We start from the raw sequence: 17,814 nt of genomic DNA, 5'->3' as shown, positions 1-17,814 counted from the left end.
TAGGGGGATTTAATATGAGCATTAAAGTAATAAGAGCAACAGGGATAATGGGCGGAGCAGCAAGAGTTGCAGTAAAGGTAGATAACGAAGTAGTAATGAAACTTGAGAATAACGAAGAATATACGCTTCCTTTTGAATTAGGTGAAGCGAATATTAAAGTAAAACAATTCTTTTTTGGAAGTAAAGAAAAGAAAGTAAAGGATGGCGACATAGTAGAAATTAAGATAAATAGTATCGCCATGCTATTACTGATGGTGTCAATGATGGCTGTTTTATTCGGTTCATCAATTGGTATAAATATTGTTGTTTTTGGTGTAATAGGAGCATTAGTTACGTTAGTATACGGATTGAATAACTGGTTTAGTTTAGAGGTTAAATAATTATTGTATATATATTTATTTCAGTTGATTTACTATACATGAAATGAAAATATTTTTAAGCGGGAAATGGGGAGAATCAGTATGAAGAAAATGGTTGTAATATCTAGTTTGGCTCTAATAGTAGGTTTAACAACTGGTTGTAGCAGTGAAAAAACAAGTGGACCTAAAACAGTATCTGTAAAAAAAGAAAAAGAGTTAGTAGCGAAGGATATTTTTAAAAAAGCAGCTGACGGATTAAAACAAGAGGAATATCTTACATTGACATCTCTTATGTCAATGAAGGGGAGCAGCCAATCAGAAGAGATTAAAATGAAAATACAGATGGAGCCGAAACTGAAGAATTCTAGAGCTGAAATGAAAATAAGTGGTACAGATATTGTAACGTATGAAGTAGATGGAAAGGTCGCTGCTCAAGTGAAAAACCCTGATACAGGAGAGTTAGTTACGATACCTAATGATCAATTTAATGTAAATGATGTAATGGTCAGTAAAAATTTACTGAATGAGTTAGATTTACCGGAAGCTTTGGCTAAGAAAATGAAAGCAAAGAAGGATGGGGACACATATAAACTTACACTTGAATTAAAAGGAAAAGAAGCAGTAGATACGTTACAAAAAATTAACGGAAGGATTTAGTATGGATGCGTTTAACATTGAATATATAATAACAAAAGATTATAAATTTGAAGAGATGCGAACAACTATAAAAGTGAGTGAAAGTAACGCAGATAAAAAAGCTAGTACAGATAAGGAAAAGTTGGATGCAGTTGTGAGTATAAAGATTGATTCATATGAAAAATTTGATTCAATTAAGTTACCAGAAGGGATTCAATAATTTCAATTGTAAAAGGATAAAAAAGAGCGGAAATCCGCTCTTTTTATTTATCTTACTATTTTTAGGAGAATTATATGAATAATGCTTTTATTAATGAAAACTTCATGTAATTTTTTCTGGAATATATGTGAAACATTGTATAAAATAATCAAGAAAGTCAAAAATTATAGGGGGAAAGTTGTGAAGAAAAATAAGAGTTTAATAAGTTTTTTAGGAGTGTTTATTATGTTGTTTTCTTTTTGTTTTCAAGGAAACGTACAGGCAGATGTAAATACTGTTCAACCTGGAAAAATAAAATCAGGAAACGTAACGGTATGGGAAGTTGGAAATGTAGCGAAAGTGTTAGCTGATGTAGAGCGCTTAAATTTAAATACAGTAAATGTACCGATTCAAGTAGATATTCCGAATGTGACTTCTGCTAACATGGTAATTAATCAGGCGCAAAAGAAACAGGCTATCATTTTAATTCAAGAATTATTAAAGCGTAATATTCAAGTTATAGTGGAACCGTTCCCATATATTCAGCAGGGGAATGTTGGAGAAACAGAATGGAATCCAAGTAATATTAATGATTTCTTCTGGAATTGGAAAACGGTTATTCTACAAGACATCTTTCATTCGATTACAAGTAAATACAATGTGTACGGGCTCAAGATTGCTTCTAATTTCGTTAATATGGAATATGCAGAAGGATATTGGAACGATACGATTAATTTTGTCCGTCAGCAGTATAAAGGAAATGTTTTGTATCAAATGAACTGGTGGTTAACAGCAAGCTGGGACCCTTCGTATGAAGCGAAGTTTAAAGAGAAAATAAATCGTCCGTATTTAAAAAAGGTGGATATTGTTAGTATCGATAGTTGGTTTGAAGTTTCAGGAAAAAGGAATCCATCATACGAAGAAGTGAAGCAAAGTTTATTCGCGACAACAGTATATAATCGTGGACAAAATGTTGTTCAACAACTGGAACAATTACATAATGCAACAGGAAAGCCAGTTTATTTTGGTGGATTTAACGTACCAGCGCGTGAACTAGGACTACAAAATCCATGGAATCCAGATGTTTCAAATGTATTTTCAAAGGATGTACAATTAAATGGCTGGCGCGCTTACCGAGATGTATTAGAACCGAAACCATATTTTAAAGGTTTTTCAATTTGGTTTATTGGCTCTAATGATAGTACACATGCGTATCAAATACATAGTAAAGAAGCAGAGGCAGTTATTAACGGATGGTATCGAAAATAAATTTTATAAAATAGGTAAGTTTTGAAGTTTCCTACATATATTTCTAGTGAAAGGCCTTTCACCATCTTATCACCTAGGGGGCAATCATAATGAAATTTTTGTCTTACCTTACAGTAATTTTGGTGATTCTTGGCGGTTTGAATTGGTTGTTTGTAGCGTTAGATTACAATGTAGTTGAGAAATGGTTTGGTTCTATGCCGGCGCTTGTGGACACTATTTATTGGCTCTTTGGTCTTTCTGCTATTTATCAAATTTTTGATCGGTTCTTTACGGACAATTAGCTATTATTCTTCTATTATTAAAGTGTTAAGTACGATTATGTACTTAACACTTTTTTATATGTTTACATATAGTATGCACGTGCAAGCGATTCCATCGCGTCTTGAGACATAATAATAGAAAAGAAATTGACCGTATATTGTATTGTGGGGTATAATTCAGAAAGTTTAAAAAATAACAAAATGAGAAATAGGGAGGTCATCCGGGTGATGGAGAGAGTGTATAATTTTTCTGCAGGACCATCAATACTCCCTTTGCCAGTTTTAGAGAAGGTGCAAAAGGAGCTTTTAAATTATAACGGGACAGGCATGTCTATTATGGAAATGAGTCATCGATCTTCTTATTTTCAAAGTATTATTGATGAAGCGAGTAGCCTGCTTCGTGAATTAATGAACATTCCTGATGAGTATGAAGTTTTATTTTTACAGGGCGGTGCATCATTACAATTTTCTATGATACCGTTAAATATAATGAATACGTACAAAAAAGCAGGTTATGTACTGACTGGCTCATGGTCTAAAAAAGCACTGCAAGAAGCAGAAAAAGTAGGGGAAGTACAAGTGATTGCTTCTTCTGAACAAGAGAAGTTTACTACGATTCCTAAATTGGATGGTTTACTCGGTAATGAAAAACTAGATTATGTACATATAACAACGAATAATACAATTGAGGGGACAAAATATGTGGATATTCCACATCTCGAAGAAGTGCCGCTAGTTGCGGATATGTCCTCAAATATTTTATCAGAACGATATGATGTTACGAAGTTTGGCCTCATATATGCGGGAGCACAAAAGAATTTAGGGCCAGCGGGCTTAACGATTGCTATTATAAAAAAAGATTTAATTGGCGGGGCAGATTGCTCTTGTCCTACAATGCTAAACTATGAAACTTATAGTAAAAATAACTCCTTATATAATACACCGCCATCCTTTAGTATTTACGTAACGAAGCTTGTACTAGAGTGGTTAAAAGAACAAGGCGGGGTATCTGCGATTGAAGAACAAAATAGAATGAAATCGTCACTTCTTTATCATTTCTTAGATGAATCTAAATTGTTTACTTCACCAGTTGATCCTACGTATCGATCACTTATGAACATTCCGTTTACAACACCGTCAGAAGAATTAAATAATCAGTTTTTACAAAAAGCGAAGGAACGCGGGTTCGTTACGTTAAAAGGACATCGTTCAGTAGGTGGCATGCGTGCTAGTATTTACAATGCGATGCCAGTGGAAGGTGTGCAGCAATTAGTAGATTATATGAAAGAATTTGAGCTTGAAAATAGATAGGGAGATGGGGATATGTTTCGTGTTCAAACGTTAAATCAAATTGCAGAAAAAGGTTTGCAAGTTCTTGGCGGGGAGCGCTATGAAGTAGGGGATAGAATGGATCATCCAGACGGCATTTTACTTCGCAGCTATTCTTTACATCAAGAAGAGTTTTCAAAAGATTTAAAGGCGATTGCAAGAGCTGGTGCGGGTGTAAATAATATTCCTGTCGATCGATGTACGGAAAAGGGAATTGTAGTATTTAACACGCCAGGGGCTAATGCGAATGCCGTAAAGGAACTTATTATCGCAAGTCTTATTATGTCTTCACGTAACATTATTAATGGGGTAAGCTGGACGAAAAATCTAGAGGGTGAAGAAGTACCTCAGCTTGTTGAATCAGGGAAAAAACAATTTGTTGGATCAGAAATTGCGGGGAAACGTCTAGGGGTTATTGGCCTTGGTGCAATTGGTGCTTTAGTCGCGAATGATGCGCTAGCTTTAGGAATGGACGTTGTCGGATATGATCCTTACATTTCAGTTGAAACAGCTTGGCGCCTTTCTACACATGTGCAAAGAGCGTTTAGCCTAGATGAAATTTTTGCAACGTGTGATTATATTACACTTCATATTCCTCTTACGAATCAAACGAAGGGGCTTATTGGTGAACATGCTATAGAGACGATGAAAAAAGGAATGCGTCTATTCAATTTCTCAAGAGGGGAACTTGTAGATGAAAATGTTCTTCAAAAAGCATTAGAAGAAGATGTTATTACACATTACGTAACGGATTTCCCGAATGAAAATGTGATTAAGATGAAAAATGTAACAGCGACGCCCCATCTTGGTGCATCTACATCTGAATCGGAAGAAAATTGTGCAGTAATGGCTGCACGTCAATTACGTGAATATTTAGAGACAGGAAATATTCGTAATTCAGTCAACTATCCTAACGTAGAACTTCCGTATATCGGAAAGAAACGTATTACAATTATGCATCAAAACGTTCCGAACATGGTAGGACAAATTACAGGATGTTTAGCAGAACATCATATAAATATTGCGGATATGATTAATCGTAGTAAACATTCTTGGGCGTATACAATGATTGATATTGATAACGGAATTGATGATATAATTAAAGAGAATGTTGTGGAAAATATAAGCAAAATTTCAGGTGTTGTAGCCGTTCGAATGATTGTGTAAAGGAGAGAGGAAGTTGGCAAAAATCCGACCGTTTCGGGCCATTCGTCCAGTAGAAGAAAAAGCAGCACAAGTTGCGGCTTTACCGTATGACGTATTAAATAGTGAAGAGGCAAGAGAAGTTGTAAAAGGCAATCCGTATTCTTTCTTACACGTTGATAAAGCAGAAATCGATTTAGATCCGGCACTTTCACCGTACGATGATCGCGTATATGAAAAAGCGGGTGAAAATTTAAAGCAATTTATACGAGAAGAAGTGTTCATTCAAGATGAGGAGCCAGCATTATACATTTATGAGCTGACGATGCAAGGAAGAACGCAGTCAGGACTTGTCGTTTGTACATCTATTGATGAGTATGATGATGATACAATTAAAAAACACGAAAGAACGCGTCATGAAAAAGAATTAGATCGCATCCGTCACGTTGATGTGTGTGATGCAAATACGGGCCCTATCTTTTTAACGTACCGTACAAAAGATGAAGTGAAACGTTTCATTAGCAGCTGGAAAGAAGAACATGCGCCAATTTATACATTTACAGCAGAAGATGGTGTTGAGCATGTTGCTTGGAAGGTTGCAGATGAAAGTGTAATTGTCACTTTAGTAAACGCATTTGAAGATATTCCGAACTTGTACATTGCAGATGGACATCATCGCTCTGCATCAGCAGCAAAAGTAGGACTTATGCGAAGAGAACAAAATCCGAATTATACAGGAGAAGAGGAATTTAATTTCTTCTTATCCGTTCTATTCCCTCACGATGAATTATCAATTTGGGACTATAACCGAGTTGTGAAAGATTTAAACGGCTTATCAGAGGAACAGTTTTTAAAGCAAATTACGCAGTATTTTTATGTAGAAGAAGCAAATGTTTCTCCGTATAAACCGAATGAGCCGAAAACATTTGGTATGTATATAAACGAGAAGTGGTATAAGCTCACTGTGAAAGAGGAAACGTTTGATGCGAACGATCTTGTGAAAGGTTTAGATGTGTCTATTCTGCAAGACCATCTATTAAGCCAAGTACTTGAAATACATGATCCGCGATCTGATTCACGCGTCGATTTTGTAGGCGGAATACGCGGGTTAGAAGAACTAGAGCGCCTTGTGAACAGCGGTGCATATAAAGCAGCGTTCTCATTATATCCAACGTCAATGGAAGATTTATTAGCAATCGCAGACGCTGGGGAAGTCATGCCGCCAAAATCAACGTGGTTTGAACCGAAACTGCGCAGTGGGTTGTTTGTACATTCTTTAAAGTAAATATAGACTTCTTTAGATTGAAAAACCGAAATGATTTTTAGTTTCGGTTTTTCTTATTTTAAAAGTGTTTTCGAGGAGGGGTATCAATGAAATTGCAAGTAGGCGAAAAAATCACCTTTGAGCGAACGTTTACAAGAGAAGATGTTGCGTTATTTACGGAAATGTCTAAAGATGAAGGTGTTCATCATGTTACACCTGATGAACAAGGGCGATTTGTTGTACAAGGACTTTTAACATCAACACTGCCTACGAAAGTTGGCGGTGATTATAACGTACTAGCTCGCAAGATGGATTTTGAATTTTTACGTCCCGTTTTTAGTGGGGATACGATTCGATGTGACGTAACAATTGAAAAATTTGAACCCGATGAAAAAAATCGTACGAAGATTATTGCGATGTTTACATGTATGAATCAACTTGAAAAAGAAGTATTGAAGGGGAGTTTTTCAGGGATTATTCTTTAATTGGTAGGAGAAGTAATGAATAAGTGGGGGCCCATGCCTCTCAGGCTTAGAGTTTTAATTCCCACCCATAACGAAAATTTTATGTATTATACTCTGTTCTTTTCTTAACGATTAGAAAATAGTTGAATAAGCTCGTCAATAAAAAGGACATTCTTAGTATTACAAGAAATGTCCTTTCCACTAAATTATAGGGTATTTTGCTAAATTTCAAATTCTAAAATTAGTTTACTGGTTTGACCTGTAAACTGATAGTTATAGGACCCTCTCAGACTTTCTAAGTTACCGGTAGCTTTAATAATTGTTCCTGGGGAATTTAAATTTCCTTTATCAAATATTCCTTGCTCTATAGCTGTAAATGTTCCTTGTTGCCCCTTATAAATTCCTTCAAAGTGTAAAAATCCAGAAATTTTAGCAGTAGCCAAGTGACCATCATTTATATTTGAGTCTAAATAATATAATAAGTATTCAACAAAAGCTTTTCCTTTTAATTCCCCATCAATATCATATTCAACATGGGCAATATTAATAGGGAAATCTTTTCTAGTATCATCAATTGGTTTTTCATCCCATTTCCTTACTGTAAATGTTACTTCCATACACGTAAATCCCCCTTTATCATTAGATAAGTAATCTCCATATCATTTAAAAAGTAACAATTCACAGTCATATCTCATAGGAGTGTTTTTATTGATTTGAGTCCTGCCATATCGCTATCAAGCTAATAAAATAAAAATACGCTAGGATCAGGAAAACATAATTATAAAACTTATGGCTTTACTTATTGAAAGTTTCACTCCACTCCACTTTCCAAAATAGAGAAAGATCCATTTTCACAATCAATTTCTGCCATGGCACCGTAAGGTAAAATAAACTTCGGTTCAGTATGGCCAAAATTTAAATTATAAAGAATCGGCAAATCTTCTAAATTATTTTCCTTCATAATCTTAAGTATTGCCTGTTTATATTCTTCATAATATGTTTCGTCTTTCGGTTTACCGAAGATGATTCCCTTTGCTTTTTGCAGAATGCCTTGCGCTGCATAATTTCGCAACCAATACTTTATATAATTTGGTTCTGGATGTTCTTCAGATGTTTCAAAGAATAGAATACTATTCTCCCAATGCTTTTTCTCAGGCCAAAGTTCCGTTCCTTTTACGAATTCCAATACTTCAATACAACCACCAATTAAACGCCCTCGTACAGTCCTAGATCCTTGAAGGACCTCATATCCGTTGTTTTGCTGCATCGTACGTCTTGTATCCTTATTTATTTCTATCCATTCTAAACGCTCACTCGTCCATTCGTTAGCTGGTTGAATTTCACCAATAATCTCATTTGAAAAGAGAGTTCGATTCACTGTTTCAATCGTATATGAATCCATCTCTATATTTTCAGCAAAATCGGTTAAGATTGCTGGACCGTAAAAAGAGGAAATTCCTGCTTTATGACAAAATAAATGTGAAACGGTATCGTCAGAGTACCCCATAAAGATTTTCGGATTTTCACGTATCACATTAAAATCAATATAAGGTAGTAAGCGGATACTATCTTCGCCACCAATATTCGTAATAATTGCTTTAACACGCGTATCTTTAAATGCTGTCATTAAATCTTCCGCACGAGCCCCTGGATTGTTATAAAGGTATTCGCTACCTTTTAAACTATTTGGCATTGGGATAACTGTAAGCCCGAATACTTCTTCTAATCTCTTTACTCCTTGCTCATAACGCCATCTTAGCTTAGAATCACCCGCTCCTCCCCATGAAGCACTTACTGTTGCTACGATATCTCCTGGCTGTAATCTTTTTGGTTTTATTAACATATGAATTCCGCCCCTACATAATGTAATGAACTACGATTATACAAACCGTAGCATTGAAAAATATGATGCATGACAGTAGTTTCTTCATCATCAATCCGTTTACCTGCTGATATTCAAGAATTTAGCAGTAGTGTTGAATATAGGAATAATCGATTTATATTTAAAAATTACAGTATGCAACATTGCATGAGAAAAGTGGTTGTTATTTTTACAACCTGTAACTATAATGATTACAGGTTGGTCTTAGCCAATCAAACAAATAAAATCATCATGAATGGAGAGGTTACATATGGGTATGAAAAAAATAATTTTAGCAGGTGCTTTAGGGATCGCAGCATTATCAGGAACGAATGTACCAGGATTAGAAGTAACGAAAGCGAGTGCGGCTTCTATTGAATCGAATTTCTCGACGTTAGAAGGACGAGTAGTAGAAGTGGATAATGGTGTGATTGTTGTGAAATCTAAGCAATATGAGGAGCCTGTTAGTGTGTATATGGATTCACTTTCAAATGTGAAAGTAGGAGACGAAGTAAAAGCGACTGGATCTATGATGCGTAATTTTACAGAATATATGGTTGCAACTGCAGTTGAAAATACAACAAACAAGTTAGGTATGCACATGAAAGAAGATGGCTCACCTGATTATGTAATTGGCGAAGTATCAAAAATAGGAACGATGGAAGATGAGGGAGACGGTTCTACTAAGTATGTCGTAGTTGAGTATCCATCACTAAATGGGAAGAAAGATAGTATTGACGTTTTCTTAACAAAGGGACAAGTATTTCATACTGGTGAGAAAGTAAAAATTGATATGAAGTTTGTAGGATGGGGCGGAAGTTCTATTAACTGGAACACAGTTGATCATATCGAAAAAGTTCATGAAGCAAAGAACAATACGCAAAATAATGATGATGTATGGATCTGGTCTTAATAAGGCGAGTATAAGTCGTTATTTGCAATTTTCTCTAAACAACAAATGTATAAACCGAATATATATGTAGAGTAAGAATAAAATAAAAAGTACCCATCTAATTATCATGTGTATAACAATTAGATGGGTATTTTTTATTTACACTACCATTAGGATAAAAGGAAATAAATCATATATATGTATGATACATTTCACGAAGAAAGTTTACATGTGGACAAAGAATAAAGGTTGTTTATTATCTTATATTAAAATAAAGAAAGACCACTGTTCGATTTGAATATTCCACGATATAATGGTGAGAGTTTATGGCAGAATAAATATTTACATAAGAAGTGAGGTACTGTATGAAAAAAAGAACGACAGACATTATTTTTATTATTATTGGTGCATTTCTTTTTGCGTTAGGTGTCAATTTGTTTGTTATCCCGAACGAGTTTGGTGAGGGCGGGGTAACAGGTATCACGATTATTACGTACTATTTATTTGAGTGGTCACCAGGTTTAGTCAACTTAATTTTAAATGCGATTTTGTTAATAGCTGGTTATAAATTTTTAAACAAGATCACAACAATTTATACGATTATCGCTGTAGTTACGAACTCGCTATTTCTTCATTTAACAGAAGGTTGGACGATTGCTTCTGATGAAATGCTCGTAAATGCCATTTTCGGAGGAATATTTATTGGGTGCGGGATTGGCCTTATTATTCGCGTTGGCGGAACAACTGCAGGTACTACTATCTTAGCAAGGATGACGCATAAATATTTAGGATGGAGCATTAGCTATGGTTTACTGTTCTTCGATTTAATTGTTGCGTTTTCATCTTATTTCATCATTGGTGCAGAAAAACTGATGATAACAATTATTATGCTATATGTAGCAACGAAAGTGATGGAGTTTGTAATTGAAGGTTTAAATCCGAAGAAAGCCATTACGATTATTTCTGATAACCCGAATGAAATTGCCGGGAAGGTAACTACCTTAATGGGCAGAGGGGTTACTGTGTACTCAGGTCATGGCTATTACACGAAAACTCCGAAGGAAATTCTTTATGTTGTTATTAATAAGCAAGAAGTAGTGAAGCTAAAACGGATTGTTCAAACTACAGATCCGGCTGCGTTCATCGCTATACACGATGTTCGTGATGTGTTCGGAGAAGGATTTGTTGATATTTCTAAAGCATAGAAATTACTTTTCATTAAAATAATCTTAATACTAAAACGTAAGAATTTATTTTGAATAATCTTTTTTCAAAATAGATTCTTTTTTATTTATCTTAAAATGTTGGTTTGTTTTTCTTTTTCTTGCAAAAAATCCAATTGTTTCTTAATGTAAGGATGTAGAAGGATGAACGAGAGAGGGTTTAATGAAGATGATACATATTTTATTAGCTGATGATGATAAGCATATTAGAGAATTATTGCATTACCATTTACAAAAAGAGGGGTTTAAAGTTTTTGAAGCGGAAGATGGAAAGGTAGCGCAAGACGTTTTAGAGAAGGAAAATATTCATCTTGCGATAGTAGACATTATGATGCCGTTTGTTGATGGCTATACGTTATGTGAAGAAATCCGGAAGTATCATGATATACCGGTTATTTTATTAACTGCGAAAGATCAGTTAGTTGATAAAGAAAAAGGATTCATTTCTGGTACGGACGATTATATTGTAAAACCGTTTGAGCCAGCTGAAGTCATTTTTCGAATGAAAGCTTTGTTGCGCCGTTATCAAATGTTGAGTGCAGACATTATTACACTTCACGGGACGACAATTGATCGTAAAGGTGTTGAAGTAAAGTGTAACGGTCAAACGATTTTGCTTCCGCTGAAGGAATTTGAATTATTATCGCAATTAGCTAGTTATCCTGGAAGAACATTTTCAAGAGAAGAGTTAATTGAATTAGTATGGGGAATGGATTTCGAAGGGGACGAACGAACGGTTGACGTTCATGTGAAGAGACTACGAGATCGTTTCTCAAAAAGAACAGATGATTTTCAAATTACGACAGTGCGCGGACTCGGCTATAAGTTGGAGCTGAGATAAGATGAAATCACTATATTCTAGATTTGTTTTTATGACAGTCGGTATTATGCTTCTTAGTAGTATTATCGGTTTTTTATTAACGAACGTATATTATCAAGTGAAGTTAAAACCGTATAATAGTGAAAAGATTTTAACGTATGCAAAAGAAGTTAAGTCATTATATGAAAAGCAAAGTGAAGGAAATCAAGAGGCGTACTTGCATTCTATTGCGAAATTAGGATATGAAATTTATATTGTTGATGATCAAAAGAATGGAAAGCGTATCGGTAATGCGTTCCGTAAAACGTCAATTAGTGATGATACCGTTCATAAAGTATTGCAAGGGGAAACGTTTAACGGCGTTTCCACATATCCAACACGCCTCTTTATTACAGGTTTTTTCGATAATGAATTAATTAATAGTGTCGGTGTACCAGTGCAACACGGTGATAAACAATATGCTTTATTTATTCGTCCTGACATTCAGAACCAATTTGGTGAGATGCGAATTTTCTTAGCGGTATTGCTTGGGTTTATCGTTCTATTAAGTATTATTTTTATTGCGATTGCAGCAGGATATATCGTTCGCCCAATTCGTAAATTTACGAAAGCTACGCAAAAAATTGCAAGTGGTGAATATGAAATTGAATTAGACGTAAAACGAAAAGATGAAATAGGAACGTTATCTACAAGCTTCCAAAAGATGACGAAAAGTATAAAAGAATTAGATGAAATGAGACAAGAATTCGTTTCGAACGTTTCGCATGAATTTCAATCGCCGCTTTCTTCCATACAAGGATTTTCGAAAACATTGCAAACAGAAAAGATGAGTGAAGAAGAAAGAAACCATTACTTACAAATTATCGAGGGCGAAAGTAAGCGAATGTCTAGTTTATGTAAACAGTTACTTACGCTAGCTTCTTTAGATAAAGAAGAAAAAGTATTACAAATAAAAGAATTCAATCTACAAAAGCAAATTAAAGACGTCATTTTTATGCTCGAATGGAAATGGCGTGAGAAAGATATCGCTGTTGAATTTGATGTGCCGGACATTACTATAAAAGGTGATGAAAACTTACTACATCAAGTTTGGAGTAACATTTTTACGAATAGCATTAAGTTTTCAAATGATGGTGGGACGATTGAATTTTTTGTCGAAGAGTTAGAATCTAGTGTCATTATCTCTATATCCGATAACGGAATCGGTATGGAAAAAGAAGAAATGGACCGTATTTTTGATCGTTTTTATAAAGTAGATACGGCAAGGGCAAGAAACGTAGAAGGTAGTGGCTTAGGATTATCAATCGTGCAGAAAATTGTTGAACTGCATAAAGGGGCAGTTTCGGTGTATAGTACGAAAGGGGAAGGGACGACTGTTCGGGTTGAACTTCCGAAATAGATGGAAGAGGCTGTTTGCGAACGCCTCTTCTTTTTTTGTCCGTTATTCTACATGTAAAGTGAAAAAATACGAGTAATCCTATTCTATAATTGGACTTGTTTGTGGAATAAGATTAGGAGGAAGTTTATTTAAAAATGTAGAATCTCTACAGAGTTATAAGGATTTTATTGAAACTTTAACTATTTAGGGAGGAAATTACTTTGAAACGAGTTGACTTGTTTTTAAACGTACTAGATTCAACATTCGATAAAGAGAGTTGGTATGCACCGTTTAAACATGCTATAGAAGGACTTACAGCCGAACAGGCTATGTGGAAACCATCTGGAGAGGGAATGAAAACCATTTGGGAGAACGTTAATCATCTTATTTATTACAAAGAGAGACTTGCTGCAAACTTGGAAGGCCGTGAATGGACACATAATCTCGACGGTGATGAAACCTTTTATCTTACTAAGCAATCTAGTGGTGATAAGGAATGGAAGGAGGTCGTTGAACGTTCTGAAAATGCTCAATGTAATTTAAGACAGGTATTAAGTGCAATTTCTGAAAAAGAACTTGAACAAAATTCACTTGAGGGTAAGTTACTGGATATTATGCTTCACGATGCTTATCATACAGGACAAATTATTCAATTAAGGAAAATGCAGAGTGCTTGGCCATCAAAGCGTTAACTGCCGTTTTAAGTTGGTGCTATTGTTGAATAAAATTTAGATATTCAAACGACTTTATTGTTATATTTTTAGTGAAGTATTTTACATCCAAAATGAAATAACTATATTTTTAACCCCGTCCCCAATTTAGAACGGGGTTATGTTTGGTTTGCTATAAAGCCGCACCTTTCCCGCGCTCTTCCTTAAACCGAACCCCAAAAGTATCCGTTGTAATCTCATCAGCTCTCGGCAAAGCCCGTAATTTCGGATGAAGCAGCCATACAAGAGAAATGAATAAAATTCCGATACTAGCGAGTGCGAAAATGAGTTGGCTACTAAATACATTTGCCGTATATCCACCAATTAGAGAACCGAACGGCATAGCGATTGTGCCCATACTTCGCATCACTGAATTGATACGTCCAATATATTGATTTGGAATTACAATTTGACTAATTGTCGCGAATAATATGTTCGTGGCTCCAATTGGAATCCAAGCTAGGCCGAATAAGAGAATAGATAGCCATTGAAACGGTACGATTGTAGAGAGAAACCAAAATATAGCGCCAGTCGCAAAGCCAATAATAGAGACATGGCCAACATTACGTTTGCCAACCCAGGAACTGAATAATGCACCAATGAGACTACCTGCTGATATAGCAGCTAAGAAGAAGCCATATGATTTCACGCCTCCTAAAGAATCAGCGAAAGAAGGGAGTATGGCCATCGTCATACCGATTGAAAAATTAGCGACTACTGAACCGATTAAGAATACGCTCATTAATGAACGGAAGACGATTGAAAAACCTTCTTTTAAATCAGAGAAATATTGCTTAGTTGATAGTGATGTGCCCGTTTCGGTTTGTTTTGGCATTTTTAATGAAAAAAATAAAAGGGCAGTAATCGCGAATGTAAGAGAGTCGATCACATATAAAGTAATGGCACCTAGTAGTGCTACTAATATGCCAGAAAGAGTTGTACAAATTAAATCGATGCCTTGATACGCAAATGAGAAGAGTGAATTTCCTTTTAATAATTGTGTTTTATTCAGTAGAAGTGGTAAAGCTTTCGATTGTGCGGGATAGGCGAATTGTTCGATAAAGGCTACGATGGGCATGATGATGAGTAGTAATTGGACTGTTAATAGGTCGAAGTAGTGTGTAATAGGAATGATTAAAATAAGAATGCATTGCAAAACTTGTGTGATGACGAGGGTGTTTTTTATTGACCATCTATCAACGAATGGACCGGTAAGAAATTGTAATGCAGAAGGTAATAACGTAAGGAAACCAGCTAATCCAGAATAAAAAGGATTGCCACTTAGCCTATATACGAGCCACATCGCTGCTACATAATACAAGCTATCTCCTATGTTTATAAAAATTCTCCCTAAAAATAATAAGAGGAAATTCCGGTTTTTTAATATGTCCATTTAATCTACTCCTTTATAATAAATTTATTCGGTAAAATAAATTTGACCGTCTCAGTAAAAAAAATCGTATTACGATTTTTCTTCTTCTTTAATAAATTGGTGCATTGTTCTCTCAGCAATTTGAAGTGCAGTAGTAGAAATATAATAAGGTTTACTATTCGGATCTTTATCTGCACTTTTTGTAATTTCGCTTAATTCAGCCATCAATTCATAAAACTTTTTTACCCACACTTGAAATTGTTCTGGCGTAGCATCAAATTCCCAGCAAGATGAAACGTAATTCCACTTAGCTGGGTCTTCACTTGCATTTCGTAATGTAAAAGCTTCCTCTGGTGCAGCGAGAATTTGGCTTTTCGTTCTTTCTATCATTTGTAAAAAGATTTGGCGACCTGATTCGCTTAATATTTCTAAATGAGGTAATAGATCTGTGGCAGGGGTGAAGCCTTTAGCGACAGATTGATAAAACTTTTGAACAATGCCATTCTTTTCTTCTGTATAAACAATCTCTATAAGACCATTCTTTTCTAATTCTTTTAAATGATAATGAATTTTCGCCCTTGAAATGCCGAATTTCTCAGATAGTAATTGTCCAGTATAAGGACGTTCGCATAGACGTATCATCATTTCGGCACGTAGTGGATCGCTTAATGCTTTTAGTTGGCTATAAGTAGTGAGTGTTAATACGGGCTTCAAAATGATCAACTCCTTTAATAAAATTACTCGGTCAAGATTATTTGACTGAATTGTATCAAGGATTCCAAATATTTTCAATACTTTCTGAAAATTAAATCTTAATCTCTGTAATCTTCTGTTCATATTCCGTTCATATTTCTTTTTTATGATAAGTGCATAGAAAGAAAGAGGAAGGAGCGAGCGAAATGTTTTTAGCTCTGCGTGAATTGAAACAATCAAAATTAAGATACGGATTAATCGGACTGATTATGGTGTTATTATCATTTTTAGTCCTTGTTATTTCAGGATTAGCAAATGGATTATCATATGATAATGCGTCATCGATTCAAAATATGGAGGCAAATAAGTTCGTTTTAGCAGATGATGCGGAAAATAAATTACTTCGTTCACAAATTAAGAAAGATGATGTAGATAACGTAGTAAATCAAGTAGGCGAGAAAGAGGCAGTTCCGTTTCGTGTGAAAGTTTCAACGTATGAAAAGAAAGATAGTTCGAAAAAGGTTGATATCGCCATTTTCTCAAGTGAACGTGATACATTTTTAGAACCGAACATTGTAGAGGGGGAGAAATTAGGTACAGCGAACAATGAAATGGTTGCTGACGAATCCATTAAAGAAAAAGGAATCGATATTGGGGATACAATTATCGATCCTGTTTCAAAGAAAGAATTTACAATCGTTGGATTTACGAAAGACCAAATGTTTAGCCATACACCAGTTGTATATGTAAATGAAGATGTATGGGGATCTATTTCACAACCAAACCAAAAAGATTATAGTGCAATTGCGCTGAATACAGATAAAGAGATTAAAAATGCTCACGTTATCGATAAAAAAGAAGTACTGCAAAGTATTCCAGGATTTAAAGAAGAGCAAGGAACATTAACGATGATCATTGCATTCTTACTTGTTATCGCTGCGTTATTAATCGGTGTATTCTTCTACGTCATTACGTTGCAAAAAACACAGCAATTAGGCGTATTAAAAGCAATTGGTACTAAGAACTCGTATTTAGCAAATAGCTTAGTCGTGCAGGCGTTATTCTTATCAGTCGTTGCGATGGTAATCAGTATTGTTCTTGTACAAGGATTAGAACAAATTTTACCAGCAGGTATGCCGTTCTTATTAACAACACCGATGATTGCACAATATGCAGCAATCTTTATCGTCATTAGTATTTTAGGAACACTTATTTCGTTATATCAAGTATTAAAAGTTGATGCATTAGAAGCGATTGGAGGCGGGATGTAATGACTTCATTATTAAAATTAGACAAAGTAAGTAAAGTGTACGGAGAAGGGAATACAGAAGTAACAGCCCTTCATCCGATATCGCTTGATGTGAAAGCTGGAGAATTTATCGGAATCGTCGGTCCTTCTGGATCAGGGAAAAGTACGTTATTATCAATTGCGGGTGCTTTATTATCGCCGTCAAAAGGGGATATATACATTCGTGAACAAAATATTACGCAGTTATCCGAAAAGGAAATGACAGATATACGTTTGAAAAAGATCGGTTTCATTTTCCAGTTCGCAAACCTTGTTCCGTATTTAAATGTGAAAGAACAGTTACTTTATATTGCAAAGCTGAAAAAAGACAACAAACAAGAGTCTGAAAAGCGTGCGGATCACCTATTAGCGGCATTTGGATTAGGAGAAAGAAAAAATCATTATCCAAATCAACTATCTGGTGGAGAAAAACAAAGGGTGGCAATCGCTCGTGCGTTCATGAACAACCCAGATTTAATACTAGCAGATGAACCAACGGCAAGCTTAGACTCAAAACGTGCACGTGAAGTCGTTGAAATGATGAAACGTGAAGTGAAAGAGAGCCAAAAAGCAGCTATTATGATTACACATGATGAAAGAATGCTTGATGTATGTGATCGTATATTGACGCTTAGAGATGGACAGTTAATATAA

Annotated in this window: 18 protein-coding genes and 1 pseudogene; 15 read left to right on the top strand and 4 right to left on the bottom strand. The window is 35.2% G+C overall.

Annotation, left to right across the window (positions count from 1 at the left end; genetic code table 11):
* Positions 1 to 14: 14 nt before the first annotated feature.
* The 8 genes and pseudogenes from G9F74_RS11940 to G9F74_RS11905 all read left to right on the top strand — a co-directional run bounded on the left by G9F74_RS11940 (position 15) and on the right by G9F74_RS11905 (position 6,944).
* Positions 15 to 380, top strand: coding sequence for a hypothetical protein (locus G9F74_RS11940; protein WP_000025021.1), 366 nt, complete (start codon positions 15 to 17; stop codon positions 378 to 380).
* A gap of 81 nt (positions 381 to 461) precedes the next feature.
* Positions 462 to 1,215: pseudogene (locus G9F74_RS11935) on the top strand (hypothetical protein).
* Between the two features lie 180 nt (positions 1,216 to 1,395).
* On the top strand, positions 1,396 to 2,463 hold the full coding sequence (locus G9F74_RS11930) for a glycoside hydrolase family 113 (protein ID WP_016108788.1): 1,068 nt from the start codon (positions 1,396 to 1,398) through the stop codon (positions 2,461 to 2,463).
* A gap of 89 nt (positions 2,464 to 2,552) precedes the next feature.
* Positions 2,553 to 2,744 (top strand): DUF378 domain-containing protein, encoded by a 192-nt coding sequence (locus G9F74_RS11925; RefSeq protein WP_000670800.1) that lies wholly within the window; start codon positions 2,553 to 2,555, stop codon positions 2,742 to 2,744.
* Positions 2,745 to 2,951: 207 nt separating this feature from the next.
* Positions 2,952 to 4,034 (top strand): 3-phosphoserine/phosphohydroxythreonine transaminase, encoded by a 1,083-nt coding sequence (gene serC, locus G9F74_RS11920; protein ID WP_016108787.1) that lies wholly within the window; start codon positions 2,952 to 2,954, stop codon positions 4,032 to 4,034.
* A 12-nt stretch (positions 4,035 to 4,046) separates the two neighbouring features.
* On the top strand, positions 4,047 to 5,219 hold the full coding sequence (locus G9F74_RS11915; RefSeq protein WP_000490244.1) for a 3-phosphoglycerate dehydrogenase family protein: 1,173 nt from the start codon (positions 4,047 to 4,049) through the stop codon (positions 5,217 to 5,219).
* A 13-nt stretch (positions 5,220 to 5,232) separates the two neighbouring features.
* On the top strand, positions 5,233 to 6,480 hold the full coding sequence (locus tag G9F74_RS11910; RefSeq protein ID WP_016108786.1) for a DUF1015 domain-containing protein: 1,248 nt from the start codon (positions 5,233 to 5,235) through the stop codon (positions 6,478 to 6,480).
* A gap of 86 nt (positions 6,481 to 6,566) precedes the next feature.
* Positions 6,567 to 6,944, top strand: coding sequence for a hotdog family protein (locus G9F74_RS11905; protein ID WP_016108785.1), 378 nt, complete (start codon positions 6,567 to 6,569; stop codon positions 6,942 to 6,944).
* A gap of 200 nt (positions 6,945 to 7,144) precedes the next feature.
* On the opposite strand, the gene G9F74_RS11900 is transcribed toward G9F74_RS11905, so the two are convergent.
* Positions 7,145 to 7,540 (bottom strand): DUF3224 domain-containing protein, encoded by a 396-nt coding sequence (locus tag G9F74_RS11900; RefSeq protein WP_000454077.1) that lies wholly within the window; start codon positions 7,538 to 7,540, stop codon positions 7,145 to 7,147.
* Positions 7,541 to 7,734: 194 nt separating this feature from the next.
* A complete protein-coding gene (locus G9F74_RS11895; RefSeq protein WP_016108784.1) occupies positions 7,735 to 8,766 on the bottom strand; it encodes a S66 family peptidase in 1,032 nt (343 codons plus the stop codon).
* A gap of 289 nt (positions 8,767 to 9,055) precedes the next feature.
* Here G9F74_RS11895 and G9F74_RS11890 point away from each other — a divergent pair, with 289 nt between their 5' ends.
* The 5 genes from G9F74_RS11890 to G9F74_RS11870 all read left to right on the top strand — a co-directional run bounded on the left by G9F74_RS11890 (position 9,056) and on the right by G9F74_RS11870 (position 13,789).
* Positions 9,056 to 9,697, top strand: coding sequence for a F0F1 ATP synthase subunit alpha (locus G9F74_RS11890; RefSeq protein WP_016108783.1), 642 nt, complete (start codon positions 9,056 to 9,058; stop codon positions 9,695 to 9,697).
* A 344-nt stretch (positions 9,698 to 10,041) separates the two neighbouring features.
* Complete coding sequence (locus tag G9F74_RS11885; protein WP_000747488.1) at positions 10,042 to 10,881, top strand: YitT family protein; 840 nt, start codon at positions 10,042 to 10,044, stop codon at positions 10,879 to 10,881.
* 181 nt (positions 10,882 to 11,062) lie between these two features.
* Positions 11,063 to 11,740, top strand: coding sequence for a response regulator transcription factor (locus tag G9F74_RS11880; RefSeq protein ID WP_000781963.1), 678 nt, complete (start codon positions 11,063 to 11,065; stop codon positions 11,738 to 11,740).
* A 1-nt stretch (position 11,741) separates the two neighbouring features.
* Complete coding sequence (locus G9F74_RS11875) at positions 11,742 to 13,118, top strand: sensor histidine kinase (RefSeq protein ID WP_016108782.1); 1,377 nt, start codon at positions 11,742 to 11,744, stop codon at positions 13,116 to 13,118.
* A gap of 200 nt (positions 13,119 to 13,318) precedes the next feature.
* A complete protein-coding gene (locus G9F74_RS11870) occupies positions 13,319 to 13,789 on the top strand; it encodes a DinB family protein (protein WP_016108781.1) in 471 nt (156 codons plus the stop codon).
* A gap of 151 nt (positions 13,790 to 13,940) precedes the next feature.
* On the opposite strand, the gene G9F74_RS11865 is transcribed toward G9F74_RS11870, so the two are convergent.
* Together G9F74_RS11865 and G9F74_RS11860 are read right to left on the bottom strand one after the other, a co-directional pair.
* Positions 13,941 to 15,200: an MFS transporter gene (locus G9F74_RS11865; RefSeq protein ID WP_016108780.1), complete on the bottom strand. Its 1,260-nt coding sequence runs from the start codon at positions 15,198 to 15,200 to the stop codon at positions 13,941 to 13,943.
* A 69-nt stretch (positions 15,201 to 15,269) separates the two neighbouring features.
* The gene (locus G9F74_RS11860) at positions 15,270 to 15,893 is read right to left on the bottom strand and encodes an ArsR/SmtB family transcription factor (RefSeq protein ID WP_016108779.1); all 624 of its coding nucleotides are present in this window, start codon (positions 15,891 to 15,893) and stop codon (positions 15,270 to 15,272) included.
* A gap of 185 nt (positions 15,894 to 16,078) precedes the next feature.
* Between G9F74_RS11860 and G9F74_RS11855 the strand changes: the two genes are divergently transcribed.
* Both G9F74_RS11855 and G9F74_RS11850 read left to right on the top strand, forming a co-directional pair.
* Positions 16,079 to 17,143 carry an ABC transporter permease gene (locus G9F74_RS11855; protein WP_016108778.1) on the top strand — a complete coding sequence of 355 codons (1,065 nt, stop codon included), beginning with the start codon at positions 16,079 to 16,081 and terminating at the stop codon, positions 17,141 to 17,143.
* A complete protein-coding gene (locus tag G9F74_RS11850; protein WP_000202590.1) occupies positions 17,143 to 17,814 on the top strand; it encodes an ABC transporter ATP-binding protein in 672 nt (223 codons plus the stop codon). Before G9F74_RS11855 ends, G9F74_RS11850 begins: the two co-directional genes overlap by 1 nt.

This window comes from Bacillus sp. EKM202B, assembly GCF_011066025.1.
Classification (GTDB): domain Bacteria; phylum Bacillota; class Bacilli; order Bacillales; family Bacillaceae_G; genus Bacillus_A; species Bacillus_A toyonensis.
The sequence above is the reverse complement of the archived record's forward strand: the minus strand, read 5'-3'. Positions and strand labels throughout refer to the sequence as shown.